The sequence below is a fragment of the Actinomyces acetigenes genome (genome assembly GCF_031296635.1).
In the GTDB taxonomy this organism is placed as follows: domain Bacteria; phylum Actinomycetota; class Actinomycetes; order Actinomycetales; family Actinomycetaceae; genus Actinomyces; species Actinomyces acetigenes.
Genome location: NZ_JASPFC010000006.1, coordinates 1 through 24763, shown reverse-complemented (window position 1 = coordinate 24763; position 24763 = coordinate 1). Strand labels below are relative to the sequence as shown.

At 67.8% G+C, this 24763-nt stretch carries 22 protein-coding genes, 1 tRNA gene and 1 pseudogene; 9 read left to right on the top strand and 15 right to left on the bottom strand.

The features are described from left to right. Positions 1–19 precede the first annotated feature (19 nt). The 3 genes from RIV14_RS03550 to RIV14_RS03540 form a co-directional block, all read right to left on the bottom strand. Positions 20–814, bottom strand: coding sequence for a family 1 encapsulin nanocompartment shell protein (locus tag RIV14_RS03550; protein ID WP_075372603.1), 795 nt, complete (start codon positions 812–814; stop codon positions 20–22). Further along, positions 811–1950, bottom strand: a complete 1140-nt coding sequence (locus RIV14_RS03545) for a Dyp-type peroxidase (RefSeq protein WP_075372604.1) — start codon at positions 1948–1950, stop codon at positions 811–813. The genes RIV14_RS03550 and RIV14_RS03545 overlap by 4 nt, the downstream gene beginning before the upstream one ends. Positions 1951–2333: 383 nt before the next feature. After that, positions 2334–3191 carry a class I SAM-dependent methyltransferase gene (locus RIV14_RS03540; protein WP_075372606.1) on the bottom strand — a complete coding sequence of 286 codons (858 nt, stop codon included), beginning with the start codon at positions 3189–3191 and terminating at the stop codon, positions 2334–2336. On the opposite strand from RIV14_RS03540, the gene RIV14_RS03535 reads away from it, so the two are divergent. After that, positions 3133–3498: a YlcI/YnfO family protein gene (locus RIV14_RS03535; RefSeq protein ID WP_309324870.1), complete on the top strand. Its 366-nt coding sequence runs from the start codon at positions 3133–3135 to the stop codon at positions 3496–3498. The genes RIV14_RS03540 and RIV14_RS03535 overlap by 59 nt on opposite strands. A 3-nt stretch (positions 3499–3501) precedes the next feature. Beyond that, positions 3502–3663, top strand: a complete 162-nt coding sequence (locus RIV14_RS03530) for a type II toxin-antitoxin system PemK/MazF family toxin (RefSeq protein WP_081381850.1) — start codon at positions 3502–3504, stop codon at positions 3661–3663. A gap of 34 nt (positions 3664–3697) precedes the next feature. Here RIV14_RS03530 and RIV14_RS03525 read toward each other — a convergent pair whose 3' ends face one another. Then, positions 3698–4819: a CBS domain-containing protein gene (locus RIV14_RS03525; protein WP_075372628.1), complete on the bottom strand. Its 1122-nt coding sequence runs from the start codon at positions 4817–4819 to the stop codon at positions 3698–3700. Between RIV14_RS03525 and RIV14_RS03520 the strand changes: the two genes are divergently transcribed. The 4 genes and pseudogenes from RIV14_RS03520 to RIV14_RS03505 all read left to right on the top strand — a co-directional run bounded on the left by RIV14_RS03520 (position 4818) and on the right by RIV14_RS03505 (position 7205). Further along, positions 4818–4964, top strand: coding sequence for a hypothetical protein (locus RIV14_RS03520; RefSeq protein WP_178387867.1), 147 nt, complete (start codon positions 4818–4820; stop codon positions 4962–4964). The two genes, RIV14_RS03525 and RIV14_RS03520, sit on opposite strands and share 2 nt — an antisense overlap. Before the next feature lie 10 nt (positions 4965–4974). Further along, entirely contained in the window at positions 4975–5904 is a 930-nt protein-coding gene (locus RIV14_RS03515) for a RecB family exonuclease (RefSeq protein ID WP_256695102.1), read from the top strand. A 111-nt stretch (positions 5905–6015) separates the two neighbouring features. Further along, a pseudogene (locus RIV14_RS03510) lies at positions 6016–6150 on the top strand (YeeE/YedE thiosulfate transporter family protein); the annotation flags it as partial. Positions 6151–6224: 74 nt separating this feature from the next. Continuing rightward, on the top strand, positions 6225–7205 hold the full coding sequence (locus RIV14_RS03505) for an aldo/keto reductase (protein WP_075372608.1): 981 nt from the start codon (positions 6225–6227) through the stop codon (positions 7203–7205). A gap of 78 nt (positions 7206–7283) precedes the next feature. On the opposite strand, the gene RIV14_RS03500 is transcribed toward RIV14_RS03505, so the two are convergent. From RIV14_RS03500 to RIV14_RS03475, 6 genes are all read right to left on the bottom strand, one after another. After that, positions 7284–7607, bottom strand: a complete 324-nt coding sequence (locus tag RIV14_RS03500; protein ID WP_070659005.1) for a DNA primase — start codon at positions 7605–7607, stop codon at positions 7284–7286. Positions 7608–7689: 82 nt separating this feature from the next. Continuing rightward, positions 7690–8790 carry an NAD(P)/FAD-dependent oxidoreductase gene (locus tag RIV14_RS03495; protein ID WP_075372609.1) on the bottom strand — a complete coding sequence of 367 codons (1101 nt, stop codon included), beginning with the start codon at positions 8788–8790 and terminating at the stop codon, positions 7690–7692. 48 nt (positions 8791–8838) lie between these two features. Continuing rightward, the gene (locus RIV14_RS03490) at positions 8839–10890 is read right to left on the bottom strand and encodes a M3 family metallopeptidase (RefSeq protein ID WP_075372610.1); all 2052 of its coding nucleotides are present in this window, start codon (positions 10888–10890) and stop codon (positions 8839–8841) included. A 58-nt stretch (positions 10891–10948) separates the two neighbouring features. After that, the gene (locus tag RIV14_RS03485) at positions 10949–11518 is read right to left on the bottom strand and encodes a TetR/AcrR family transcriptional regulator (protein WP_075372611.1); all 570 of its coding nucleotides are present in this window, start codon (positions 11516–11518) and stop codon (positions 10949–10951) included. After that, a complete protein-coding gene (locus RIV14_RS03480) occupies positions 11515–12768 on the bottom strand; it encodes an MFS transporter (RefSeq protein ID WP_256699300.1) in 1254 nt (417 codons plus the stop codon). The genes RIV14_RS03485 and RIV14_RS03480 overlap by 4 nt, the downstream gene beginning before the upstream one ends. Positions 12769–12821: 53 nt before the next feature. Beyond that, the gene (locus tag RIV14_RS03475; RefSeq protein WP_075372612.1) at positions 12822–13961 is read right to left on the bottom strand and encodes a bifunctional GNAT family N-acetyltransferase/nucleoside triphosphate pyrophosphohydrolase family protein; all 1140 of its coding nucleotides are present in this window, start codon (positions 13959–13961) and stop codon (positions 12822–12824) included. 254 nt (positions 13962–14215) lie between these two features. Between RIV14_RS03475 and RIV14_RS03470 the strand changes: the two genes are divergently transcribed. Continuing rightward, the gene (locus RIV14_RS03470) at positions 14216–15430 is read left to right on the top strand and encodes a hypothetical protein (protein ID WP_256699301.1); all 1215 of its coding nucleotides are present in this window, start codon (positions 14216–14218) and stop codon (positions 15428–15430) included. Here RIV14_RS03470 and RIV14_RS03465 read toward each other — a convergent pair. After that, positions 15412–16557, bottom strand: coding sequence for an MFS transporter (locus RIV14_RS03465; RefSeq protein ID WP_256699302.1), 1146 nt, complete (start codon positions 16555–16557; stop codon positions 15412–15414). The genes RIV14_RS03470 and RIV14_RS03465 overlap by 19 nt on opposite strands. Before the next feature lie 327 nt (positions 16558–16884). Here RIV14_RS03465 and RIV14_RS03460 point away from each other — a divergent pair, with 327 nt between their 5' ends. After that, positions 16885–17466, top strand: a complete 582-nt coding sequence (locus tag RIV14_RS03460; RefSeq protein WP_075372614.1) for a DUF805 domain-containing protein — start codon at positions 16885–16887, stop codon at positions 17464–17466. Between the two features lie 65 nt (positions 17467–17531). Here RIV14_RS03460 and RIV14_RS03455 read toward each other — a convergent pair. Next, positions 17532–17622: transfer RNA gene (locus RIV14_RS03455), tRNA-Leu, on the bottom strand. Positions 17623–17735: 113 nt separating this feature from the next. Then, positions 17736–18647, bottom strand: a complete 912-nt coding sequence (locus tag RIV14_RS03450; RefSeq protein WP_075372615.1) for a D-hexose-6-phosphate mutarotase — start codon at positions 18645–18647, stop codon at positions 17736–17738. A gap of 69 nt (positions 18648–18716) precedes the next feature. Here RIV14_RS03450 and RIV14_RS03445 point away from each other — a divergent pair, with 69 nt between their 5' ends. Continuing rightward, positions 18717–20174 carry an AI-2E family transporter gene (locus tag RIV14_RS03445; RefSeq protein ID WP_075372616.1) on the top strand — a complete coding sequence of 486 codons (1458 nt, stop codon included), beginning with the start codon at positions 18717–18719 and terminating at the stop codon, positions 20172–20174. A 12-nt stretch (positions 20175–20186) separates the two neighbouring features. On the opposite strand, the gene RIV14_RS03440 is transcribed toward RIV14_RS03445, so the two are convergent. Next, on the bottom strand, positions 20187–23594 hold the full coding sequence (locus RIV14_RS03440) for an error-prone DNA polymerase (protein WP_075372617.1): 3408 nt from the start codon (positions 23592–23594) through the stop codon (positions 20187–20189). A gap of 23 nt (positions 23595–23617) precedes the next feature. After that, positions 23618–24763, bottom strand: a 1146-nt coding sequence (locus RIV14_RS03435; RefSeq protein ID WP_309324865.1) for an HNH endonuclease, incomplete at its 5' end; no start/stop codon positions are given.

Here is a 24763-nt window from a genome sequence, read left to right as displayed (position 1 = left end):
TAGGACCCGGTGGGCGACCTCAGTGCGTCAGCACGACACTCGCCTCAGAGGTGTACGGGAGGAAAGTGAGCGTCTCTTGGAGATAGAGCTCAATCGACTCGGCATCGTGTGAGAGATATCCGATGGAGAGGTCCTGACCGAGGTGCAGCTCGTAGTCGCCGCCCCGCGTGCTCAGCAGGACAGCGTCCTGAATGGCGGGAGCCCACAGGACCTCACCATCCAGGAGACGATCGATGTGCTTACGGATGGGGTAACCGTCGTCAGTGGTCTCCGCGACGGCGGTCCACAGCTCGGCGGAGAGCAGGAGGGCGTAGGGGCCTTCGACTCCGGCGAGGCGGAGCTCCTTGAGGGCAGCAGCAACGGCGTCAGGAAGATCCTTCGGCTGTGGGAGCGATACGACAGGGTTGGAGCTTGAGGGAACCAGCCCCTCAATGCCCGCGCTCGCCAGCCCGTCGAAGACAATGCCGTCCTCGGCTCTGGCGATCTGAGCAACAGCGTCCTTCACGGGTTGCCAGTCGGAGTCCTGGGCTCCCCGGTCGACGGCGTCGACCGCCTCGCGACTGACCCGGAAGGGAACCCTCAGCTCGACGACCTGGCGGACCTGACGCTGGTGGGCCTGGACACCTTCGAAGGGGGTGTCCACGCGTACCTGGTGGCCGGTGCGTACTGCCGCGAGATCCTCTCCGTCGGGTCCGACCACGTCGACGACGCGTCGTCCGGCGATCCAGCGGATGAAGGTGCGTCGCGCCTCTTGGTCGATCTCGCTCCAGGCGGCCTCGGAGATGGGGGCCAGCTGTCGATGCAGATTGTTCATACTCGGCCTTTCAGGTTTCCGATCCCAAGGGATCCGTCGGACGGTGCGGCAGCGGAACCTGCACCATTGCTGTGGTCATCTGGTGTCTGGTCGCGCGGCGCCTCAGAAGACGCGTTGAACCCCAGGTCCTTGGCGGCGCTCAGCTCAGTGGCGGGCTGGGTCGGGTCCTGCGGTCCGGCCTCAGGTCGGACAGAAGGCTTCGCGTACTGGTCGGCGTCGTCGAGGAAGGCGGCCGGCGGAGCGAAGAAGAGACATCCTGTCAGAGGCGTGGAGAAGTCGAGGATACGGTCGTAGTTGCCCTCTGGCTCCCCCAGGAACATACGCCGGAGCATGAGCTCAGTGACGCGTGGGTCTGCGGCGTAGCTCATGAAGAACGTGCCCTGCTCCCCGGAGGCCTCACCGAAGGCGAGATTGTCACGCACGATCTGGAGCTCGTTGCCGTCGGCGTCCTCAATGGTGTTCATGGTGACGTGACTGTTGGTGGGCTGCTCATCATCAGGGAGCTGGGTGTCATCGAGCTTGGTGCGGCCGATGACGTGCTCCTGCTCCTCGACGCTCAATGAGTCCCAGGCGGTGAGGTTGTGGACGTACTTCTGCTCAATGATGTAGCTGCCGCCCGCCCAAGTACCCTCATTGATGAGCGCCGCTGCAACGGCCGCCTGCCCCCGCGGGCTCTCAGTACCGTCGACGAAGCCCAGAGGGTCTCGATTATCGAGGTAGCGGAAGGCGTGAACCTCATCGTAGGTACCGACCGCAGAGCCCAGTCGACGCATGATCTGGCGCGCCAGCTCGAAGCACATGTCGAGAGTTGAGGCGCGCAGGTGGAAGAACAGATCTCCCGGCGTCGAGGGGGCACTGTGCTTTCCTCCCTGCAGTGCCTCGAAGTCGTGCAGATACTCAGGCCGAGGCACGTCGAAGAGACGGTCCCACATGCCTGCCCCAATACCGACGACGCAGCTGAGCATCGTCTCGGGGTAACGAAAACCAACAGCCCGGGTCAGCCCGGACACATCGGTCAGCAGATCGATAACCGCGGACTCGCCCCCACTCCGTACGGTCACAGTGAGGAAGATCGATGCCTTGGCCGGCGAAGCCAGAATCTCTTGAGAGAGGTCCTGAGAGTTGACGTCGCTCATGGTTTCACCTTCAAAGATGACGCTGATACGGATGCCCGGAGGCACTTGATCCGATGCGAAGGTTATCATCCACAGCCCGTCCGGAACCGATAAGTGCCTGACAGATGTCCAGCGTTTTCTCCTGCCAACCGCTGCCCCTCTCGCAACATCCCGATATGGGATACCCTTCCTTCGTCACCATGATCGTGTGTCTGCGCAGATCACCGTCAGGCTTCCCGGCGACTTGGTCTCTTTTCTCGACGAGGCCGTCTCCGATGGACGGGTTTTGAGCCGCGCCGCGCTCGTGACTCAGGCATCTGAAAGAAAAATGCACCGGCAGGCAGCCGTCAACGGCGCGGGAGTCCTGGAGCGTCAAGGCATCTCCGATGAGCTCGACGAGCTGGTCATGGCCGGCGGGCGACAACGACCAGCTGGAGAGGCAGCATGTCGCGCATCGCCGGGTCGGTGAAGCGGTAGCCCTCCTCGCAGGGCCCCATGAGGTCGGGCCAGCGGCGCCAGGCACTCACACGGGTCTCGCTCACCTCCTCCAGGACGAGGCCCGCCCCCAGCAGCGCGGTAAGGATCTCCCCCACCGAGTGGTTCCACTGGTGGCTGCGGGTGTGGGCGATCGGCGCTGCGCCTTCAGGCGTCTCCACGTAGGAGCCTTCATTCTCCCAGGTCATGGGCTCGTGCCTCTGAAAGTACGGCTCATGGAGGGTAAGCCCGTGGGAGGTATCGTCTCCCACAGCCATGAAGGCGGGGTGGTCATCGCGCAGAATGAGGCGTCCGCCGGGGCGCAGCAGGCAGGCCACAACACGCGCCCAGGCGTCGATGTCAGGCAACCAGCACAGGACGCCCAGCGTGGTGTAGACCAGGTCGAAGTCACCGGTCACAACCTCACGGGCCGCATAGACGTTGGCCTCGACCAGCTCGATGCGGGCCTCGGCCCGACGTGCCAGCTCCCGGGCCCGCTTCAACGAGCGCGGGGACATGTCGAGGCCGACGACGCGTCGCGCTCCCAGCCGGGCCAAGCTGATGGTATCGAGCCCCAGGTGGCACTGGAGATGGATGACGTCGAGGCCGCTTATATCCCCCAGACGTCCCAGGTCATCGGTGACGTCTTTCGTGAGCGCTGTGGGCGAGGCGAGGAGCTCGGCGATGCCGTAGCCGGAGGCCTCGTGGAGGGTAGCGCGGTCGTCCCAGTTGGCGCGGTTGGCGGCGAAGTGGGAGCAGTACACGACACCGGGGTCTTGTTCCGTCATAACCCCACTGTATGACCACCGCTCCATACATCCCCGCATCCCACTATGGGATGCACCTCGGTATCATGGCAGTACGTCTGTTCAGATCGCCGTCCGGCTCCCAGACGACATGGTCACCTTTCTCGACGACGCAGTTTCTCAGGGACGCACTCCAAGTCGTGCTGCGCTCGTGGCTCAAGCGCTTGAACGAGAGATGCGCCGACAGGCGGCCCTCAATGACGTGAGGATTCTGGAGCAGTGCGGCACTTCGAACGATCTTGATGAGCTGGTCTCGTGGTCGGCCCGTTCCTTCACGCTGGACGAGTAAGACGTGAGAGAAATCTGCCTGGCTCACCTGGACAAGACCCGCCCCGTCCTCGTCCTGACTCGGGACACCGTCCGCGCAAGCATGACCAAGGTGACGGTCGCCCCCATCACCTCGACCGTCAAGGGACTGTCAAGTTACGACCTAGAGCTTCCACTCCTGAGCTGATCGAGCGGCTGATCGCTGTGGCCCCCGCGATCGCTCAGCGCGCGCCGGTGGGGACCGCGCCGGCCAGGCTCCCCGCCTCCACGAGCACCAGCCAGCGTGAGACCTCCCGGGCTCGTTTCATGGCGTCGGCGGCCGCCTGGCCGGTGAGCTCCGTCGTCACCGCCGCTGCCGGCAGCACCGTGCAAACCTGCCTGGCGCTCACCCCAAGCGTGGGGGTTGAGCCTGCTGCGCCCGACAGCCCGAGCTCCTTGAGGGATGCCTCATCGATCGTGCCCACCAGCTCGGGCCCGTCAGTGACAAGGACGAGTGCGGCTCCCTGCGCCAACGCTTCACGCGCCTGGGACACAGGTGTGTCGGGGCCGACGACGCGCAGGGGCCTGGACAGCTCGCGCAGGTCCAGCTTCGAGGCGGCCCGGGCTCCTCCCCCGAGCTCGAGGACCTGCCAGCTGGAGGCCACGATCGACCAGCCCACCATGACAACCAGGATGAGGCTGAAAGCGTCGGGCTGGCGGCCGTACAGCACGAGTGGACGCAGGATCCACCACCACACGACACCGCCGACCACAGCCAGCCCGCCCCAGCCGGCCACTTTGAGACCGAGCCGACGATTACCGGTCACCTGGACCACGAGCGCGGCCAGGGCGTAGCCGCCGTCGAGGGGAAGACCCGGCAGGGCGTTGAAGACGGCCAGGGCCAGGTTGACCAGGGTCACGGCCCATATGGTGAAGGCGACGGGAACCGACAGACTCACGAAGTCCTGCACCACGGTTCCGATCAGCCACAGGAGCAGGTTGGTGGCCGGTCCTGACAGGGAGGTGACCAGGTCCTTCCACGCGGTCCACTCGCGTGCCGGTCCGAAGGAGGTGCGCCCGCCCCACAGGTAGAGCTCGTAACGGGTGGGGCGCCTGCCCATGAGAGTTCCGGACAGTCCGTGGGCCAGCTCGTGCAGCAGAACCGAGGCCGCAACGCCCAGGACCGTGGAGACCACCACCAGCAGCACCGTCGTGGTCCCGAAGGCGCCCAGGGCTGAGGAGACCAGCGGGTACCAGCTGCCGGCGATGAGCAGGCCGAGCAGGAGAGAGGTCGGCGAGATGACGACGGGGGCGCCGCCGACGCGGGCGATGACCCACTCGCCGGTGGATGTGGAGGCAGGCATGGGCGCGAGCCTAACGCCGTCGGCAGCGGGGCACCGCATCCACTCGGCGGCCACAGCCGCGGAGGACTCTCCCCACAGGCGCGGTCTGTGGAGGAAGGCCACCCCCTCCAGCCAGATCCGACGCCGCGTCACCTCCTCGCGGTAGCGTCATGCCCATGTCCCACGAGCCGCTCACCGCATCCAGCTCATCGCCCCGGACCGGCGTCAGGCCCACCGGTCCGGGTGCCAGTGGTCGTCCGGGGGGAGGCTCGGGCGGCGGACGCCGCGCGGCCCTGTCCCCCTCCCGGGCCAAGGACTTCATGCAGTGCCCGCTCATGTTTCGTCTGCGCACGGTCGACCGCCTCCCCGAGCCCGGTTCACTGGCCACGCACAAGGGCACCGTGGTTCATGGCGTGCTGGAACGGCTTTACGATCTTCCGGCCTCGGATCGTCTCCCGGAGGCGGCCCTCGAGCTCCTGCCCGGCCAGTGGGCCTCCCACCGGGACAAGAACCCGGAGGTCATGGACCTGTTCGAGGACGCCAACCACGTGGAGACCTGGTTGGAGGAGGCCCGCGGACTCATTCGCACCTACTTCACCCTGGAGAACCCCCAGCGCCTGGAGCCGGCCGAGCGCGAGCTGTTCGTCCAGACCGAGACCGGTGACGGCCTGCTCCTGCGGGGCTTCGTGGACCGTCTGGACGTGGCGCCCGACGGCGCCATGCGAGTGGTCGACTACAAGACCGGGCGCAGCCCCGGCACACGTTTCATGGAGGAGGCGCTGTTTCAGATGCGCTTCTACGCGCTGGTGCTGTGGCGTCTGCGCGGTCGGGCGCCGGCCCGTCTCCAGCTGGTCTACCTCAAGGACGGGCGGGTCCTGACTCACGATCCTCGCCTGGCCGAGCTGGAACGCACCGAGACGCGCCTGGCGCACCTGTGGGACGAGGTCGAGGACTGCGCTCGCAGCGGCTCCTTCCGCCCCCACCGCTCCCGGCTGTGCGACTGGTGCGCCTTCCAGGCCCAGTGCCCGCTCTTCGGCGGCACCACACCGCAGGTGCCCGATGACGGGATCACCCGCCTCCTGAGCGCCCGCCGCACCGCTGCCTGATCTCGATCACCTTCCCGGAACTGCGACGACCAGAAGCCGTCGGTTGCAGGACATGACCTTCAGGCGGTCGGAGTCGCCGTCCTGACCTCGGCAGGGTCGGAGTCGGGATCGTCCTGGCCCACGTCCTGGGCGTCGGGGCGCCCGGACGGGCTGGGGATCACGACGGCGTCGTCGAACCTGGTGAACCTCATCGTCACCGGGGAGGTCGAGGGACTCGACTGGGGCGTGCTCCTGGTCCTGGGCATCCAGCGCTCCATCGCCGGCGACGCGGCCTGGTCCATCACCGTGCACAGGTAGCCCGAGCCGCTACGGTTAGGCCTATGGAGCACAGGAGACTCGGCCGGACCGGCCTGCGCGTGTCCTCTGTGGGCCTGGGCACGATGACCTGGGGCCGGGACACCGATGAGCTCGAGGCCAAGGAACAGCTCGACATCTTCCTCGATGCCGGGGGCACGCTCGTGGACACGGCCGCCTCCTACGGCGAGGGCGTCAGCGAGGAGGTGATCGGGGCGCTCCTGCGTGAGCACGTCGACCGCCAGGACCTCGTCCTGGTCTCCAAGGCGGGGGTGCGCACCTGGCGCACCGGGGAGCGGTCCTCGGTGGCCGACGCCTCCCGCGGCTCACTGCTGGACACGCTCGACACCAGTCTGGCCCGCCTGGGCACCGACCACCTGGACCTCCTACTGGTCCAGGTACCCGATCCCAGCACCTCCCTGGAGGAGACGGCCCACGCCCTGAACCTGGCCGTCTCCTCCGGGCGAACCCGGTACGTGGGCATCGCCAACCACCCCGCCTGGGCATCGGTGCGCATGCATGACCTGCTCAGCGAGTGCGGCCGAGGCCCGGGGCTGGCGGCCGTCGAGGTGGAGCACTCGCTGCTCTCCCGGGGCATCGAGCGCGAGCTGCGGCCCGCCTCGCAGGCCCTGGGCTTCGGCATCCTGGGGTACGCGCCCCTGGGCAGGGGCGTGCTCACCGGCAAGTACCGGGCGACGATTCCACCGGACTCACGGGCCGCCTCCCCTCACCTGCGCTCCTATGTGTCCCCCTACCTGGGCGACTCACACCGGGGTGTGGTTGAGGCCGTGGCCACTGCCGCCTCGGGCCTGGACCGTAAGCCGGCCGAGGTCGCGCTCGCCTGGGCCCGCGACGCCCCCGGGATCAGCTCGACCATTGTGGGGGCCCGTACTCCGGCCCAGCTCCAGGGCGTGCTGTCGGCCGACGACCTGGAGCTTCCGGTGCAGATCCGCCACGCCCTGGACGAGGTCACCTCCATCCAGCTCGGCTACCCCGAGCGCTTCTGAGCCGCAAGGCAACACAGGGGCCGCACACATCGTGTGCGGCCCCCGCTGCTGAAAGAGGAATAACCGAGAGGACCTCAGTCAGTCCTCGTCGTCATAGTCCTCATCATCGTCATCATCACTGTCGTCGTAGTCGTCGTCATCCTCGTCGTACTCGCCGTCGTCATAGTCCTCCTCATCGTCATCGTCGTCCTCATCGTCGCCATCGGAGTCGAAGGCCTCGAAGGGCAGCTCGATGCCGTATGCGGTGAACAGCGAGTCGTCGTAGGTGAAGAAGGCGTCCTGGAGGGCGTTCTCGGCCGCGACCACGGCCGGGGAGAGCTCGTCACCGGTCGCGGCAGCATCCAGGTGCGCCTCGAAGGCGGCAATGAGTCGGTTGAGCGCGGACCGCGGATCGTTCGTCATGTGGGACACACTACCGGCTATCCCCCGCGCAGCGCACAGGCGGACGGCGTTGCCCAGCAGCGTCGCGCCCGGTCGTACCCGATCAGGCCTCCGACTCGACTCCCAGCTCCTGACGGATGAAGCCCAGGAAGAGGTCCTCCCCCTTGAGCTTGCTGGTCTCCTCAGGGCCGACGACCACACGCACGCCGTCATGCAGGATCTGGGAGGCACCGCCGTCGGGCCCCAGGGGCAGGATGATCCGCTCGGTTCCGGGCGTGTAGGTCGCAGAGGGCTCACGGCCAGCGATGATGTCGGCGATGTTGCTGGCGACGACTCGGGCATGGGCACGGGCGGCGTCGGCACGCTTGGACTCACGCACGTCGGTGATGTCGCCGATGGCCCAGACACCGGGGTGGTCCACCACGCGCAGGTACTCGTCGACGCGGATCGTGCCGTCGTAGTGGCGCACCTCGTCGTAGTCCTCACCGAGGAATCCGGTGGCGGCCGCTGAGCCGTAGGCGCGGAACCACATGTCGGCCTCAAGCTGGCGCCCGCCCTGGGTGGTGACCCGGAAGGGTGAGAGCACGCCGACATCGACCGGGGGCAGGAAGCTGAGGGAGTCACCGGTGAGGATCTCCACCCCCCGCTGGGTGAGCTGGTCGGAGATGGCCTCGCGGATCTCCGGCTTGTAGTCGCCGGCGGGCAGGATCCTGTCGGCGGCCTCCAACATGGTCACCTTGACCTTCGGGAAAGCCGAGGTAATCTCACCGGCCAGCTCGACACCGACAGCGCCGCCGCCCACGATGAGCACTCGTGAGGACTGCTCGAGGTTGGCGTGAACGCGCTCAATACGGGCCTTGGCGATGACCGAGGAGGACTCCATGTGCTTGGCGGGGAAGGGGTAGGCGGTCCCGGTGGCCAGCACCAGGTAGTCGGCCTCGATCGGTCCGTGACCGGAGACCTCAACGGTGGTGCCTCGCACCGTCAGCACCGTTCCGTGAACGACGCGCCCGTTGGTCAGGAGCCTGTCATAGGGCAGGAAGATCTTCTCCGCCCAGTCACGGTCGACCGCCGCGCGCAGCGCCGCGGCGTGGCTGACGAAGGTGTCCTTCTGCTCCACGAGGGTGACCTCGGCGACGTCGTCGAGGGCCTTGGCAGCAGTGATACCACCGTATCCACCGCCGACGATGGTGACGCGAGCCATATTATGTTCCTTCCGGTGATGAGAGGGTGAAGATGCGAACTGCGTCCATCAGGCCAGTCCACGACGTCGAAGAAGAGGCAGGATGCCGGGGTCGCGTCCGGTGAAGGCGCGGTAGGAGACCAGAGGGTCTCGACAGTCGCCGCGGGAGAGGAACTCGCGGCGGAAGATCTCTCCGGCCTGGCGGTTCAGGCCGAGATCGCCGTCGATTGCACCATCGGTGGTGAACCACTCGACGGCATCGGCGTCCATGACCTCGCTCCAGATATAGGCGTAGTAGGCGGCGCTGTAGCCCCCGGCAAAGACGTGGGAGAAGTAGGTGGTGCGGTAGCGGGGAGGCACGAGCGCGTCATCGACTCCGGCCCGGGCCAGGGCCCGGTGCTCGAAGTCCTCCACCTCATCAATGCGCGTCGGGACCTCGCCGGAGGGCAGGGTGTGCCAGGCCTGGTCGAGCAGGGCCGCCCCCAGGTACTCGGTGGTGGCGTAGCCCTGACCGAAGGCGCCCTGGCCTCGCAGCTGCTCGGCGAGCTCAGGCGGGAGAGGCTCGCCGGTGTCCACGTGGCGCGCGTAGGAGGCCAGCACCTCGGGGTGAAGCGCCCACTTCTCGTTGAGCTGGCTGGGGAACTCGACGACGTCGCGGGGCACGGCTGTTCCGGAGGCCGAGGGGTAACGGACCTGGGAGAGCAGGGCGTGCAGAGCGTGCCCGAACTCATGGAAGCAGGTGATGACCTCGTCCCAGGTCAGCAGGGCCGGGCCGGAGGTGGGCTGCTCGATATTGCAGCAGTTGATGACGACTGGTTTGCGGCCGGTGAGTGTTGAGCCGGTGACGAGACTGTCCATCCAGGCACCGCCGGACTTGCCCGCCCGGGCGTAGTAGTCGCCGACGAACAGGCCCAGAACCGGTGCCTGCGAGTCCTCGCCGTCGCGCACCTCCCAGACCTTCACGCCCGGGGCGTACATGTGCTCTGCCAGGTCCTCGCGCTCGTGGAAGGTGATGCCGTAGAGGCGGTTGGCGGCGTAGAAGACGCCCTTGGTGACCACGCTCCACAGCTCCAGGTAGGGGGCCAGGACCTCGTCGTCGACGCCGAAGCGCTCCTTGCGCTCAGCGGCCTCGTAGAGGGGCCAGTCGGCGGGACCGAAGGTCTCACCGGCCTGGGTCTGCGGGTCGAGGTCCATGCGGGCGGCATAGATCTGCGCGTCTGCGCGGGCGTTGGCCATGGCCGGCGGCGTGAGCCGGCCGAGCAGTTCTGAGACCGCCTCGGTGGTTCGGGCGGCTGACTCCGCGGCCACGAGGGCGGCGTGGTGCGGGAAGCCCAGGAGGGCGGCCCGTTCGGCGCGCAGCCGGGCGAGCTCCAGAACGATGCCGCGGGTGTCACCGAGGGTGCTCTGCTTCCCCAGTCCTCGGCTCACGGACGTCTCCAGCAGAGCGAGCCTGGCGCCGTGGGGCCGGGTGGTGGCCAGGGCCGGCGGCACCGTGACGTTAGTGACCCCAGCGGCGTGCATGGCCTCGGTGACCAGGACGGAGAAGCGCGTCTTGAGCGCGTTGACGCGGGCGTTGATCTCCTTGAGCCTGTGCGTGTCCGCCTCGTCCAGGCCGACGCCGTTGCGTTCGAACTCCTCGACGGTCAGGCGGATGAGGCGGGCGGCCTCGGCGTCGATGACGGTGCCGTCGGCGTCGCGCACGGCCTGCCCCTCAGGAGCTTGGGTCACCATCTCATCGAGGACCTTGAAGCGACGGTAAAGACGGGAGTCGAGGTGATAGGCGTCGGAGTGGGCCGCCTGCTCAGGGGCCAGGGCCTCCTCGAGCTCGTCGAGGTCCGGGCAGTCGGTGGCGGAGGTCAGAGCGTCCAGCACCGTCAGCGCCCGCTCCAGCAGCTCACCGGATCGCTCCAAAGCATCGACGGTGTTGGCGATCGTGGGTGCGTCCTCGTTGGTGGCGATCGCCTCCCACTCCTGGCGCTCGGCAGCCATCCCGGCACGGATGGCCGGTTCGATGTCGGCGTGGTCCACCGCCGTGAAGCCGGGCAGGCCAAGGTCGAGCGGCCACGGCTTGGCGAAGACGTTCGACTCCGGGAGGTCAGTGCCGTCAGTGGTCTCGCTCATGGGCCCATCGTGCCATGACCCCGGGCCTTCTCAAGCGCAACGTGCAGACACCGGTGGGTCATTGGTCCTTATCGGAAGGCTTGACGAGCTTCTGGCCGGGCGGGTTTCCCACCACCAGGGACACGATGAGCTCCGCGACCTCGGGGGCATCGGGGTCCCGACTGTCAGTGTCGAAGGCGCGGTTGGCCCACCATCCGTCCACGGCCAGCAGCGCCACGCGTTGCATGGCACTGAGCTCACGGATCTCACCCACCCACTCCCGGCGCAGCGTGTTCCAGGTCTCCTTGAGCATCTCCGCCTCCGGCGTGGCCGAAAGCATGAAACTGACCTCTCCAGGGAGGATCTCGCCGTCGAGGACGGAGCGCGTCAGGGCCTCGATGCGCTCGGCCCGGCTCGCCTCCTCCAGCGGCTTGCCCAGTGCTTCCAGCGCCGCAGCCCGCCACCGCTCCTGGAAGGCTGCAGCGATACCCTCCAAGAGCTCGGTCTTGGTGCGGAAGTGGTAGATCACTCCGCCTCGGGTCAGTCCGACGTGCTCGGCCAGGGCGTCGAAGGTGAGGGCATCGAAGCCGTCACGGTGGGCCAGCTCGAGCGCCCCGGTGATGATGCGGTCGCGTTTCGAGGTTCTCATGCGGTCTCCTCACTCGTCTCGCTCGTGGCCGGAACATGGCGTGCCGCCATAACGCCCGCCACCAGGAGGATGACGGCGGCAATGACGGCCGTGGCCTGCATGGCGCGGGTGAATGCCTCTCGGGCCTGAACCATCAGCTCGGCCTGCCCGGGGTCGCCCGGGTCGATGGCACCCGCCAGGGTGGCCAGGGACTGCTCGGCGGCCTCTGCCACCCGCCGCGGAAGACTGGAGGGAACCCGCCCGAGCAGCAGCCGGTAGCCGACATCCTGAATCGTACCGAGCACCGCGATGCCCAGGGCGACGCCCAGCTCGAGACCGGTTTCGGAGATGGCCGAGGCCGCTCCGGACCGGTCCGCCGGCACCGCCCCCAAGACTGCTCCGGTGGAGACCGTGAAGGCCAGGCCGATGCCTGCGCCGATGATGAGCAGGCCGGCGCAGATGACGACGATTCCACCGTAGGACTCCCCCAGCGCGACGACAATCAGTCCCACCGCGGCCATGAGCAGGCCGCTTCCGAGCGCCCGGCCGTTGCCGAGCCGGCGTACCACCGCGGTGACGACCGCGACGACGACGAGGGAGGCCAGTGACGAGGGCAGCTCGGTCAGGCCCGCTCGGAGCGTGGAGTAGCCCCGAACGAGCTGGAGGTACTGAGAGAAGAAGTACAGCAGGCCTGCCAACGCGAAGATCGCCAGGACTGTGGCCGCAATCGCCCAGGTGAATGCGGGTCGTCTGAAGAGCTCGACGTCGATCAGCGGCGTGGCCAGCGTGCGCTGACGCCTGATGAACAGCCATCCGGCGGCCAGGCCGCCCGCCAGTGCTGCTACTGCGATGACGGTGAGGCCGTCGTGCGCGAAGGACTTGACGGCGTAGGTGATCGGCACGATGGCCAGGACCGACAGGACCGCGGAGGCCAGGTCCACCGGGACTCCCTGATCGTTCTTGGACTCCGGTAGGACCCACAGGCCCGTGACGATGACGGCCGCCATGACGGGAACGTTAATGAGGAAGACGCTGCCCCACCAGAAGTGTTCGAGCAGGACTCCACCGACCAGGGGTCCCAGGGCGGTGCCACCCGAGCTGCCAGCCGACCAGATGGCGATGGCGGTGGTGCGGTGGCGGGCGTCGGGGAAGATGTTGCGGATGAGGGACAGGGTGGAGGGCATGATCGTGGCGCCGCCGACGCCCAGCAGGGCTCGGGCGGCGATGAGGGCTCCCGCGCTGGGCGCGAAGTCCAGGAGTACGAGCCACACCCAGAACTGTACTTTACGTGCAGTATAGTTATAGCTGTGTCGAAGGTCTCTTCTCAGCGCAGGCGGCGACTGCGCAGCACCGCCTCCACGTTCGGAGGGAAGTAGTCCGGCCCCTTGAGGACCTTGCCGTCCTCGCGGTAGACCGGCTTGCCGTCGGCACCCAGCTTGGACATGTTGGAGCGCTGCACCTCGGCGAGCACGGATGCGAGGTCGATCCCGGTCTCCAGGGCCATGCCGTAGATGACGTAGATGAGGTCCGCCAGGGCGTCGGCGGTCTCGACGGTGTCGCGAGCGCCGTCGTCGGCGGCCACGGCGCGGCGGTAGCTCGACTCGATCTCGGCGCGCGCCGCCTGCCCGTAGACGGCGCCGACGAGCTCGGAGAACTCCTCGGCGATGAGACTCATGCGCATGTCGAGACTCTCGCGCTCGAGGCTGGCGCCGTCGGTCTGGACGGGAAGTCCATAGACGTGGTGGAAGCGCCGTACCAGGGCCTCGGGGTCGTCGCCCTCCCTCTCTCCGACGCCGTCGTGCGCTACGAGGGGAAGAACGCTGTCTGTCTCAACGGGGCCGTCCCAGGGAACTCGCGGCTCACGCGGATCCTCGGGCAGCAGGGTGGCGATCCAGCCATCATGGAGCCGGCCGTCATTGGGCAGGAAGCGGCGCACTCGCCCTTCCCGCTGGAAGCCGAGGAACCAGACCACCTTCCAGGAGGCCCAGTTGGGCACCAGCCCATGGCTCGTCTCATGGATGTCGCAGCGCCACCTCAGCGCGGACAGGGCCAGGGGGCCGTTCGGGTCGAAGGCCGTATCGATGAGGGCGGCGACGGCGCGGGTCATGGTGCCGCGCCCGCGCGCCGCAGCAGCGAGCCAGTAGCCGACCTCGCCGGTCCGAACGTTCTCAGGGCCACTCAGGGTGATACCGAGCATGCCCACTAGGTCCGGAGAGGCACCGGCATCGGCCTCGCGGATCGCCCAGGTGAGCTCGCGTCCCTCGCTCCAGCCCTTGGCCACAACCTGCTCGACGAAGAACTGCGCGTCACTGCGCTGATAGTTGCGAGGGACGAAGGTCCACTCCTGAATGTCCGCGTCCTGGCAGATCTCGGTGATGCGGTCGAGGTCGTCGCCGGTCGGGACCGACAGGACCAGTGCGGGCAGGTCACCGTCAGCAGCAACGGTCATCTCAAAGGAGTCCATGGAGGCCGATGCTAACGCCTCTGCCTCGCCTCTCTCGTGAAGAGCCGCCCGAATTCCTCTCCCGGGTCATTTCATGGGCCTATGCTCGAGGATGATGTCCCCCAACGAGAAGAGCCTGAGTGACTACCGCCCCCACGCCTGAGAGCCGCCGCCATGGTCCCGCTATTCCCCGCTGGATGCTGCCCTCGGTGCGAGTCCGCAGACGCGGCGATGTCATCACGGTCGAGCAGCGGGTCCCTGCCCGTGTGGAAAGCATGCACACGAGAAGCACCTTCGACTCAGCTCATCGCGGCTACGTGGAGCACCATGACATTCCGAGCTTCGAGTCTGGTCTGGGGTCTCCGACCGGCCTTGCCCTCGTCAAGGAGCGTTTGTCCATTCCGGCTAGTGCGGCAAGTGAGCAGCAGGTTCGTCAAGCCGTAGACCACGCTATCGCCGCCTACGACCCGGGCACGGCGGCGCTGTCCGTTCAGCTCAGTGGGGGCATGCTGCTGCGACTGCTGCAGACCGCCGCCTCACTGGGACTGGCGGGAATCGGCCTGTACCTCGCCACCGCCTTCCACCGAAGCCCCTCCATCGCGCCCCCGGGCGATCCTTTCGCCGGTATCCAGAAGGTCTTCACAGTTCTTCCCAGCATCTTCGCCCTCGTGACACTCGCCATCGCGGTCACCTGCGCTCGCGCCGCTTGGGCCCTGCGCACTCCGAGGTTCGTGGCCGAGGAGCAGTGGGGGCTGTTGCGTCAGACCCTGACCCAGCTGGCGGGGCAGGAGCCCGGCTCATCGCGCCCCCTGGACATTGAGGCGGGCCAGCGCCGGGATCTCATCACTCACCCGAACGGAGTCTCCCTCACGCGAGGAGTCACCCGTGACGGGCGCATGGGTCCCCCATGGCCGGATGCCTACGACGTCGCCAAGCGCGTCAGGCAGGGGCGGCGCGCCCTGGTCGGCATGACCGTCTTCGCCTCAGTCTTCCTGACCGTGGGGGTTTTGATCTTCCTGCTGTTCATCGCGGCCGGGCAGCTCACACTCATTCCCTTGCTCTTCGGCGTCAGCGTCTTCGGCGCGATCGTCTCCCACACCTCCAAGCGGTGCGACCGGCTCCTCGTCTCTTATCCCAGCACGATGCCCGGAGGGGAAGAGCCTCGAGAGCTCAGCTGGGAGGATGTTGACACCGCCTCCTTGCCCGCGTGGTGCGATGCGCGCCGGCGCGAGCGCTACTGGAACCTTGCTGCGATCGTGTTCCTGGTTGAGTTCGTCGTGGCTGTTCTCGCCGTATTCGCCTCTGTGATGCTGAATCAGACTGCGTTCTCGACCGGCTCCTCCTCGCAGGAGGCCCACACCCACGCACTGATATGGAACTCGGTCCTTGCTCTGGTCGTCACCGCTGCGGCACTCGCCACCGTTGTGATCGGCAGGCAGTGGATTCAGAAGAAGGACAGCAAGCTGCGCCATCAGGCAGGACTGCTCTGAGTCCCCGCGGGCCTACGGCGCAGGACCGGCCAGCAGGTGACCATGATGAGGCCACCCAGTAGGCCGTAGGCCAGAGCCACCCACAGTCCGTGATCGTCGGCGAGCCGGCCGACAACCGGCGGTGCCAGGAGGCCCGCCAGACGGGCCAGCCAGGACACGATGGTCAGTCCCAGCCCGGGTGGAAGCCCCTCGACGTCGTCGGCGGCGGAGTAGGACACGGGGACGGCGACGGCGCACCCCGCCCCGGAGATCGCCATCCCCAGCAGCGTCCCGGGAACGGAGGAGACCAGGAGGGCGATGCCCATTCCGACGGTGACCAGCGCTCCGCCCCAGGCGATCACGGCTCGCTGGCCGACAGCGTCGATGATGCGGTCACCCACCAGGCGCCCCACGATCATCGTTCCTTGAAGGGCCACCAGCCCCAGCCCGACGTGACCGGCGCCGGCACCCTGTTCGGACAGGAGCAGGGAGGACCAGTTCATGGCGACGTCCTCGGGGAACATCGAGGCCGCGCACAGCAGACTGACGACGAGGAGCACGAGTACCGTGACCGGCCGGGTGCGATGAGAGGAGGTCAGCGGCCCCACCTCGACGCCGCCGTCGAGTTCCCCAAACTGGTCGGGGGCGCGATCAGTGCGGTCGTGACCGGGCAGGAACCACCCTGCGAGCAGGGGGCCTGCCGAGAGGACAAGCAGCACCACCGCCGTCAGCACCATGTGGGTTCCCAGCCCCACTCCGGCTCCGGCCATGGCCTGCCCCATGGCGGCTCCCAGGACCGCCCCCAGTGACCACGAGGCATGGAAGCTCGTCACGATGGAGGCGCCCCAACGGCGCTGAACCCGCAGCCCGTGAGCGTTCTGCGCGACATCGACGATGGAGTCCGTCCCACCCACAACCAGCAGGCAGACCGCCAGGACGATCCACGAACGGGCCAGGCCAGCTCCAAGGAGAGCCAGAGCCACCACGAGCATGCCCAGGCTGGCGACCTTGGCCGAGGTCAGGCGGGAGATGAGCCATGACGCGGCCAGCCCCGCCACGAGAGCGCCGACGCTGGCTGCGGCCACCGCCTGCCCGAAGGCGCTCTTGCTCAGCCCCAGCGTCGCCACGATCTGTGGGAAACGCGGCACCAAATTGGCGAATCCCAGGCCATTGGCCAGAAACACTAGACAGACCCCGGCGCGCGCGTAACAGCTCGGGACTGCGCCGCGCATCAGGAGGACTGCTCAGTGGGGTGGCGGAATGCATGACGGCCCACTCTACCGAGGAGGGTGTCCTGTGACCCGACATAGGGAGTACTCCCCACCACAGCTGGAAGGGGCCAACGTGACGAGCCCTCCCCTCTACCCTTAGGCTGTGACTCGTACGCCGATCTGACACCAGAAAGCGCATCAGCCCGGGTGCTCTCAGCCATGACCGCGCCCGTCACTCCCTGCCCCGTCTTACATGGAGGATTCATGTCCTACGGAACCGGCCCCGCACCCTACGGCGGCCAGGCACCATACGGCGACCAACCGGCCTACGGCGGCCAGGCACCATACGGCGGTCCCATGCCCTATCCCGGCGGCCCCGCCCCCTACGGCGCGCCCAACCAGTTCGGACAGTTCGGGCCCCCGCCTATGACACCCGACATCGCCCCACTGCCTGGTGCGAGCTTCGGTGAGGCCGTCAAGCGCTACTTCCAGCGCTACGCCCAGTTCCGCGGCTATGCGTCCCGCTCCGAGTACTGGTGGGTTGTACTCTTCAACAGCCTTGTTGTGATGGGTCTCTACTTCCTGTTGTTGACCCTCCTTGCCATTGGTGAGGCAGGAGACAGTTCCGGAGCCACCATCGTGGGCTCTGTGGTTGGGTTTCTCATCATGCTTTATGGGGCGGCTACATTTGTCCCGAGCCTGGCCATCGCGGTACGGCGCCTGCACGACAATGGAAAGTCGGGGCTCTGGTTGCTCATCGCTTTCGTTCCTGGCGGCTCAATAGTGCTCCTGGTCTTCTTCTGCTTGGAGTCCCGCCCCGACCTCTACCGCCCTGAGTGGAGCTAAGCGAAACTCCCTGAGGGACAACGCATGATCCCCGGAACCTTCTGGTTCCGGGGATCATCTATTGGTGGTGTCCGAGGGGGGACTTGAACCCCCACGCCCGTTTAATAAGGCACTAGCACCTCAAGCTAGCGCGTCTACCTATTCCGCCACTCGGACTTGTGCTGTCTCCTCCGCCTTTCAGCGGCTTGGCCAGGACCTCGCCCTGGCGACGCAGAGAAACTTAGCATGACGGCCACCGAGGCCACCAAGCCACGTTCAAGTGCTTCCCATCACACTGCGGTGCTCTCGACGCTCAAGGTCACCTGCATGGACCAGCTCGCCCCGGGCTCGATGGTGGGTGCGTGCTCTCGCACCGCCCCGCTTTCGACGCACACCATGGCAGGGAACTCGTCGTCGGCCATGTCCGGCAGCGGGGCGCTGTACGTGGACCAGGGGTTCCACACGATCGTTGAGGGCGCGTTGCGCTTGTCGATGCCGATGGTGCGCTGATGCCCAGGATCAGTGACGGTGATCGGCTCGGCGGAGTCATAGATGCGGTCCACGGGGCCGCCTATCGTCACATCGCCTTCCTGGACGTGGCGGGCCTCCTGGGGACTGCGAGCCAGGTTGTCGCTGTAGGGGGCGCCTGCGAGCCCGCTGATGCGGCTGGCGGTGACGTCGTGGACTGAGAGATAGGTGTGGGCGGCCGCCTCCACCGTGCGGGGCTCGGTCCCCTCGTTGCGCAGGCTAAGTCCCAGGCGCAGAGTCTCACCGACCTCGACCTCGTAGAGCGCTGTCAGGCGGTCACGACTGACGCTGAGAAGAGCTCGGACACCGCCGCCGTCGGTGGCGGTCACCGTTAGCAGCCGCCAGGGGGCGATGCGGGCCCACCCGTGCTTCGGTACGGCGTCGCCGTTGATGCCGACGCCGAACTCCGGTAGGCACAGGGGGATTCCTCCACGGATGGCGGTGGCGCCGTCGAAGACCGCCTGCCGTGAGGTGAAAATGACCTCTGAGGCGCCGCGCGGGACCCAGGAGGTCACGGTAGCGCCGTGAAGGTAGATCTCCGCCGCTCCGGCCGGGGCGTCAATAAGAAGCCTCTGCTGCCCTCCCCGCCCTGGCCCTAACGCAGCGGAGCGGGGCAGACGCATCTGGTTCATCACGGCGGGGTGCGTCGGATTGCCGACATTCGGGGCGGTCATGGGGCCACGCTAGTAGGCTGGACGTGTTTCGTCAGCCCGTTTTCCAGCGAAGGACTGATCGTTCACCCCATGGCAACAAACAGCTCTCCGTCACAAGAGCCGACTCAGGACGCGTCGGCCGAAGTCCCCAAGTCCTCCCAGAACCCCGACTCCCTCCAGACGGCTCAAGAACGTGACTCGGAGAAGAGGTCCACCCGAGAGATCCTCAGCAGCAGTGGCCTGCTGAGTCGGCTCAAGGGCGCCCGTACGGCGCTGGACCGGGGGATCGACTGGGCGGAGAGACGCAGGCAGGCTGACCGCGACTACCAGCTGCACTGGGAGTCGGACCCGGAGGAGGAGGCGACCAGGCCGGTCTCTCCCCCGGTATCCACCACCCATGTGCGCGTGGCCCCCTCGGTCTCCTTCCCCGAGACGGTCACGACCCGTTCCTCAGTCATGGACTCCCTGCCCTCCTGGCTGGTGCGGGGCGGCATAGGGGCCTGGCTGGGACTGGGCATCATCATTGTCATCGGCCTTGTCTTCTATGCCACCTCGCAGGTGATCCCGGTCTTCATCGGCCTGTTCATGGCACTGGTGTTCACTTCGATCCTCCAGCCGATGGTCAACCTCTTCGCCAGGATCATGCCCCGATACCCGGCGACCTTCCTGGCGCTGCTCGCCACCATCGGTGCGATCGCCGGGCTGGTCACGTACGTGGTCACCTCGGTCACCAGCCAGTGGAGCTCCTTGGCATCCCAGTTCGGTGATGGCCTCAACACCATCATGGACTTCCTGGAAAAGGGGCCGCTGCACCTGACGCAGCAGCAGATCTATCACCAGCTCCAGCTCTGGCTGCGCCAGGGGCAGCACTATCTGCAGTCCAACGCCCCGTCCCTGGCCTCGGAGGTGCTGTCCAACGCCGGTGCGGTCGTCGATGTGCTCACGGTCCTGGCCCTGGCACTGTTCGTCACGATCTTCTTCCTGGCCTCCGGGGGCAGGATGTGGCGCTGGTTCCTCAACGAGCTGCCTGCCACGATGCGGGAGTCGACCCACCGGGCCGCGGGCGCCGGCTGGTACACCTTCGCCGGTTACGCCCGCGGCACCGTGCTGGTGGCGCTCACCGACGCCATCATGGCCGGGATCTTCCTCCAGCTGGTAGGGATCCCGTTGGCGGCCCCCCTGGCGGTGCTTGTGTTCATCGGTGCTTTCATCCCGATCATCGGTGCACCTCTGGCGATGCTTGTGGCCATGGTGGTGGCCCTGGCCTCCGGGGGCTTCGTCACCATGATTGTTGTCGGCGTGGGAGTGGCCGGGATCGGCCAGATCGAGGGGCACATCCTCCAGCCCCTCATCATGGGACGTCAGGTCTCTCTGCACCCTGTGGTGGTGATCATCGGCGTCGCCCTGGGGACCTACGCCGCCGGCCTGCTCGGCGCGATCGTCGCGGTCCCGCTGATCAGTGTGCTCTGGTCCGTCTACTCCGAGCTGCACACCAAGGACGCCCCGGTCACGGGTGAGCTGCCCGCCTACTCCTCCCGCAAGGGGTGAGGGCCGCCGCTCTCAGCACCAGTCCCGGCTGCCGGTACTCGGGACCCCGGGAAGGACCTGGAGACGATCGGCCATGAGTGCGATGACTCCGTCGCCCTTCTCAACGGTGCCGCGCACGATGAGGGCGACAGCGCGTCTGCCGATGCTGCGGTAGCGACGCCACATGCCGGCTCGGCAGACGACGTTGAGCAGACCAGTCTCATCCTCCAGGTTGAGGAAGATCATGCCGGAAGCCGTGTGGGGGCGCTGCCGGTGGGTGACGACGCCGGCGACCCGTACCCGGCTCCCATGCTCCTGATCTGCCAGGTCGGCTGTGCTCAGCACGCCGTCGGCGGCCAGTGAGGGGCGCAGCAGCCTCAGGGGCGAGCCCTGCGTGGACACTCCGGTCAGGCTCAGGTCGGCGGCCTGGCGCTCGCGGTCGGTCATGGTCGGCAGGGTCGGGGCCTGAGCACCGACAGCAGTTCCCGGAAGCGTGGGCTGGCACCACGCGCCCTGCCCTTGTCGGGAGGCGCCACGACGTCGGCCGTGCTCATCGGAGAGGACTCCGGCGGCCCACAGGGCCTGACGGCGCTCCACACCTAGACTGTCCAGGGCTCCTGAGACCGCCAGCGACTCAAGGCGGGAGCGGCTCAGGCTCACGCGTCGCGCAAGATCAGCCAGGTCCCGGTAGGGGCCGTGGGCACGGCGCTCGGTGACGATGGCCTGTGCGGCCCGCTCCCCCAGTCCCTTGATGGGGGCCAGGCCCAGGCTCACTGCGAGGTCGTCGTGGACGTCCAGAGCAGACGGGGCGGCAGGATGGGGCCTCAACGGCTCCCACTGGTCTGATCCGCTGGTATCCCGGCGGTCCTCCCGCCGCTCGACGGTGGCCTGAGCCAGTGAGCGGTTGACGTCCGCGGGCAGGACGCGCACACCGTGACGGCGAGCGTCGGCAACCAGGGACTGCGGGGACCAGAAGCCCATGGGCTGGGCGGCTAGGACCCCGGCATAGAAGTCCTCAGGCTTGCGTGCCTTGAGCCAGGCCGAGGCGTAGACCAGGTAGGCGAAGGAGAAGGCGTGGGACTCGGGGAAGCCGAACTCGGCGAAAGACCTCAACTTGCTGTAGATCGTCTCCGCGGTGGGTGCGTCGATGCCCCGGGACCTCATTCCGGCCACGAGCTTGTCGCGGAGGGCGTCCATGCGCTCGATGGATCGTTTGGCTCCCATGGCCTGACGTAGGGTGTCGGCCTCGGCGGGGCTGAACCCCGCGGCGTCGACGGCGATCTGCATGAGCTGCTCCTGGAAGAGCGGTACTCCCAGAGTCTTGGTCAGGGCGGGCTTGAGGGACTCATGCAGGTAGGTGACCTCCTCGCGTTTCAGCCGGCGGCGGATGTAGGGGCTGACGGCGTCGCCCTGGATGGGGCCGGGGCGGATGAGGGCGACCTCGACGACGATGTCGTAGAAGGTCTGGGGGCGGAGTCGGGGCAGGGTGGCCATCTGGGCACGCGACTCGATCTGGAAGACCCCGACCGTGTCCGCGGCCGTGAGCAGCCGGTAGACGGCCGGGTCCTCCTCGGGCAGGGTGTGCAGCCCCCAGGGACGGCCGGACTGGGAGGTGCGCAGCTCCCCTTCCGTCACGGAGTCGGGAACGGTCTGCCCCCGCTGTGCCAGTGTGGTGAAGGCCAGTCGCAGGGCGGTGAGCGCCCCCAGGCCCAGGAGGTCGAACTTGACCAGGCCGGCCTCGGCGCAGTCGTCCTTGTCCCATTGGAGGACCGAGCGGTTGTCCATGGCGGCCCAGCGCACCGGGCAGACCTCGGTGACAGGGCGGCCGCACAGGACCATGCCTCCGGGGTGGACCCCCAGGTGGCGGGGCAGTCGCAGCAGCTTCTCCGCGATGTCGAGGACTGGCTCGGGGACCTCGTCGCTCTGCCCGGTCAGTCCTCCGGGGCGCACCGAGGTCCACCGCTCCATCTGCTTGGCCCAGGCGTCCTGCACGCCGGCGGGGTGGCCGAGGGCTCGGGCGGCGTCGCGGACTGCGGATCGGGGGCGGTAGGAGATGACGTTGGCGACCTGGGCGGCACGTTCTCTGCCGTATCGGGAGTAGACGTGCTGGATGACCTCCTCGCGGCGGCAGGCCTCGATATCGAGGTCGATGTCTGGGTAGCCGGCTCGCCCTGGGGACAGGAAGCGCTCGAAGAGCATCTGGTGCCTGACGGCGTCGACGGCTGTGATGCCCAGGGCGTAGCAGACTGCGGAGTTGGCCGCCGAGCCTCTCCCCTGGCACAGGATTCCCGACTGTGCGCAGAACTCGACGATGGCGTGCACGATGAGGAAGTAGCCGGGGAATCCCAGGGACTCGATGACCTCGAGCTCGTGGTTGAGCACCTCCCAGGCTCGGGGGTGCTCCTGCGGGGTGCCGTAGCGGCGGGTGGCGCCCTGGCGGGTGAGCTCGCGCAACCAGCTGGCAGGAGTGTGTCCCTCCGGGACATCGGCGTCGGGGAGGTCCGGGGCGATAAGGGACAGGTCGAAGGCGAGGTCTGCGGCGAGCTCGGCGGCCAGGTCGACGGCGTCGGGGCGGCGTCGGTGGAGCCGTGCCATGTCCTGGGCTCCTCGCAGCCAGCGGCCGATGGCGGGCAGGTGACCGCGGGCACCCTCCAGGTCGGTGACCAGGCGGGTTGAGGTGAGAACGTCGGCGAGGCGGGCGTCGGTGGGGCGGGCGCAGCGCACTGCACCGGTGGCCACGAGGGGCAGCCGGTGGTCGTGGGCCAGCCGGGTCAGGGCATCGGTGAGGGCGGCGTCGGTGGGGCCTCCGTCCAGGGTGAGCTCAACGGCCAGGCCGATTGCAGCATCTCCTTCAGCCTGTCGGTGAGCGATGGTCGTGGGGCCGGTACTGGGGGGACGGCCTCGGTCGGGCGCGGCGAAGAGCTCGGTCAAACGTCCCAGGCAGGCGTCTGCCGCCTTCAGGTCCCAGGTGTCGGGGCGATGAGGATCGCCCAGGGCCCGATGCAGGGGGCCGTTGGCGGTTCCGGTGAGGACGAGGCAGGTCCCTGCTGCTGCCTCGGTCTGGCCGGTGGGGTCGGTGCGGAGAGCCGAGGCTAGCGTGGTCAGGTCGTGGGCTGGTTCTTGACGTTGCCCTGCGTCCAGGTTGTGCCGGGAGATGGCGGACACCAGGCGTCGGTAGCCGGTGGGGTTGCGAGCCAGGACGGGCAGGTGGGAGCCGTCGGCCAGGGTGAGCTCGGTGCCGTGAATGGTGGGTAGGCCGTGGGCGCGGCCTGCTTGGGCGTGCTTGACGATGCCGGGGACTCCGTCGTGATCGGTCAGGGCGAGGGCCTCCAGACCGAGCTCGACGGCGGCCGAGGCCAGGTCGTCGGGCTCGTTGGCCCCGTCGAGGAAGGAGTAGGCAGAGTGGGCGTGGAGCTCGGCATAGCGGTGTCGACTGGTCATGTCTGTCCGTGGCACCTGATGGTTCAGAAGGGTGGGGCTTGGTCGATGAGGGGGGCGAGTCCGAGGGTGTGGGCGGCCTGCGGGTAGGGGGTGGTCTCGTAGTCTCCGGGTTTCTGGCCGGGTTGGGGGCCGCGGGTCACGAGGCGGGCCCTGCCGCTGCGGCTGGTGTTGGTGCTGAGACTGGTGTGGTTGTGGGCCGGATTGTCGAGTGCTCTGTCAAGGGCCCGGTTGAGGCGGTTGATGATGTCGGGGCTGATCTGCTTGCTCAGGTCCTTGGGTATGACGGTGCCGGGAACAAGGTACTGGTGGGGGCCGACCCTCTTGGGGTGGCGGGTGATGGTGCCGTCTGGGTGGCGCTGGTAGACGGTCTTGTCGGGGGTGTGCCAGGACAGGGTCCCGCTGGCCTGGTCGCGGGTGAGGGCCCATCCGGGGGTGTGCTTGAGGCGGTGGTGGGCCTCGCACAAGACCACGAGGTTGTCCAGGCTGGTGGTCCCGCCCTGGCTCCAGGCGGTGAGGTGGTCGATGTCGCACCGTTCGGCTGGGGTCTGGCAGGTAGGGAAGACGCAGACCCGGTCGCGGGCACGCACCAGGTCAGCCAGGCCCGCCGGGGGACGGTAGCGGGTGCGGCCCACGTCGATCACGACTCCGCTGACCGGGTCGGTGACCAGACGCTTCCAGGTCCCGCCGGCCGCCAGGGCCCAGGCAGTCATGGCCGGCACCGCCGCGCTGCGCGCCCCGATGCGCACCTGAGCAACCCCGCCCGCAGCGGCGGAGCTTGAGGCGGTGGACTGAGAGGCGGGATCAGCGGAGAACGAGGCGGCCGGCTGGGAGACGGGAGCGGCCGGGGCGGGTTCGGGCAGAGTCCTCCCGCCGGCAGTGGGCAGACTCCTCCCGCCAGTGGTGGGCAGACTCCGCCCGTTGCCCCGGGATGCTGGGCTGTGGAGAGGATCGGGCGTGACGGTGGTGGGGCTCTTGCTGGGGCTGGCTCTACCGGACTTCGGATGGCGGGGTCCCTCGAAGCACTCACCGCCTCCGGGGTCACCACTGCCGGTGGGGTCTCCCGGTGGTGCCAGGCTGTTGAGGGGGACGGTGACCTGGACGTCGATGTGGATGCCTGCTGGGAGGGGGAGGTGTCCGGTGCCTGAGGGGGTCCACCACGGGCTAGTGGA

Excerpts from the sequence above, each read along its gene's own strand:
- RIV14_RS03505 (WP_075372608.1), top strand. The coding sequence starts at position 6,225 with ATGGAGCACAGGAGACTCGGCCGGACCGGCCTGCGCGTGTCCTCTGTG.
- RIV14_RS03470 (WP_256699301.1), top strand. The coding sequence starts at position 14,216 with ATGCACACGAGAAGCACCTTCGACTCAGCTCATCGCGGCTACGTGGAG.
- RIV14_RS03525 (WP_075372628.1), bottom strand. The coding sequence starts at position 4,819 with ATGCCTGCCTCCACATCCACCGGCGAGTGGGTCATCGCCCGCGTCGGC.
- RIV14_RS03520 (WP_178387867.1), top strand. The coding sequence starts at position 4,818 with ATGGGCGCGAGCCTAACGCCGTCGGCAGCGGGGCACCGCATCCACTCG.
- RIV14_RS03485 (WP_075372611.1), bottom strand. The coding sequence starts at position 11,518 with ATGAGAACCTCGAAACGCGACCGCATCATCACCGGGGCGCTCGAGCTG.
- RIV14_RS03450 (WP_075372615.1), bottom strand. The coding sequence starts at position 18,647 with ATGACCGCCCCGAATGTCGGCAATCCGACGCACCCCGCCGTGATGAAC.
- RIV14_RS03445 (WP_075372616.1), top strand. The coding sequence starts at position 18,717 with ATGGCAACAAACAGCTCTCCGTCACAAGAGCCGACTCAGGACGCGTCG.
- RIV14_RS03440 (WP_075372617.1), bottom strand. The coding sequence starts at position 23,594 with ATGACCAGTCGACACCGCTATGCCGAGCTCCACGCCCACTCTGCCTAC.
- RIV14_RS03500 (WP_070659005.1), bottom strand. The coding sequence starts at position 7,607 with ATGACGAACGATCCGCGGTCCGCGCTCAACCGACTCATTGCCGCCTTC.
- RIV14_RS03490 (WP_075372610.1), bottom strand. The coding sequence starts at position 10,890 with ATGAGCGAGACCACTGACGGCACTGACCTCCCGGAGTCGAACGTCTTC.
- RIV14_RS03475 (WP_075372612.1), bottom strand. The coding sequence starts at position 13,961 with ATGGACTCCTTTGAGATGACCGTTGCTGCTGACGGTGACCTGCCCGCA.
- RIV14_RS03550 (WP_075372603.1), bottom strand. The coding sequence starts at position 814 with ATGAACAATCTGCATCGACAGCTGGCCCCCATCTCCGAGGCCGCCTGG.
- RIV14_RS03495 (WP_075372609.1), bottom strand. The coding sequence starts at position 8,790 with ATGGCTCGCGTCACCATCGTCGGCGGTGGATACGGTGGTATCACTGCT.
- RIV14_RS03515 (WP_256695102.1), top strand. The coding sequence starts at position 4,975 with ATGTCCCACGAGCCGCTCACCGCATCCAGCTCATCGCCCCGGACCGGC.
- RIV14_RS03545 (WP_075372604.1), bottom strand. The coding sequence starts at position 1,950 with ATGAGCGACGTCAACTCTCAGGACCTCTCTCAAGAGATTCTGGCTTCG.
- RIV14_RS03540 (WP_075372606.1), bottom strand. The coding sequence starts at position 3,191 with ATGACGGAACAAGACCCCGGTGTCGTGTACTGCTCCCACTTCGCCGCC.
- RIV14_RS03460 (WP_075372614.1), top strand. The coding sequence starts at position 16,885 with ATGTCCTACGGAACCGGCCCCGCACCCTACGGCGGCCAGGCACCATAC.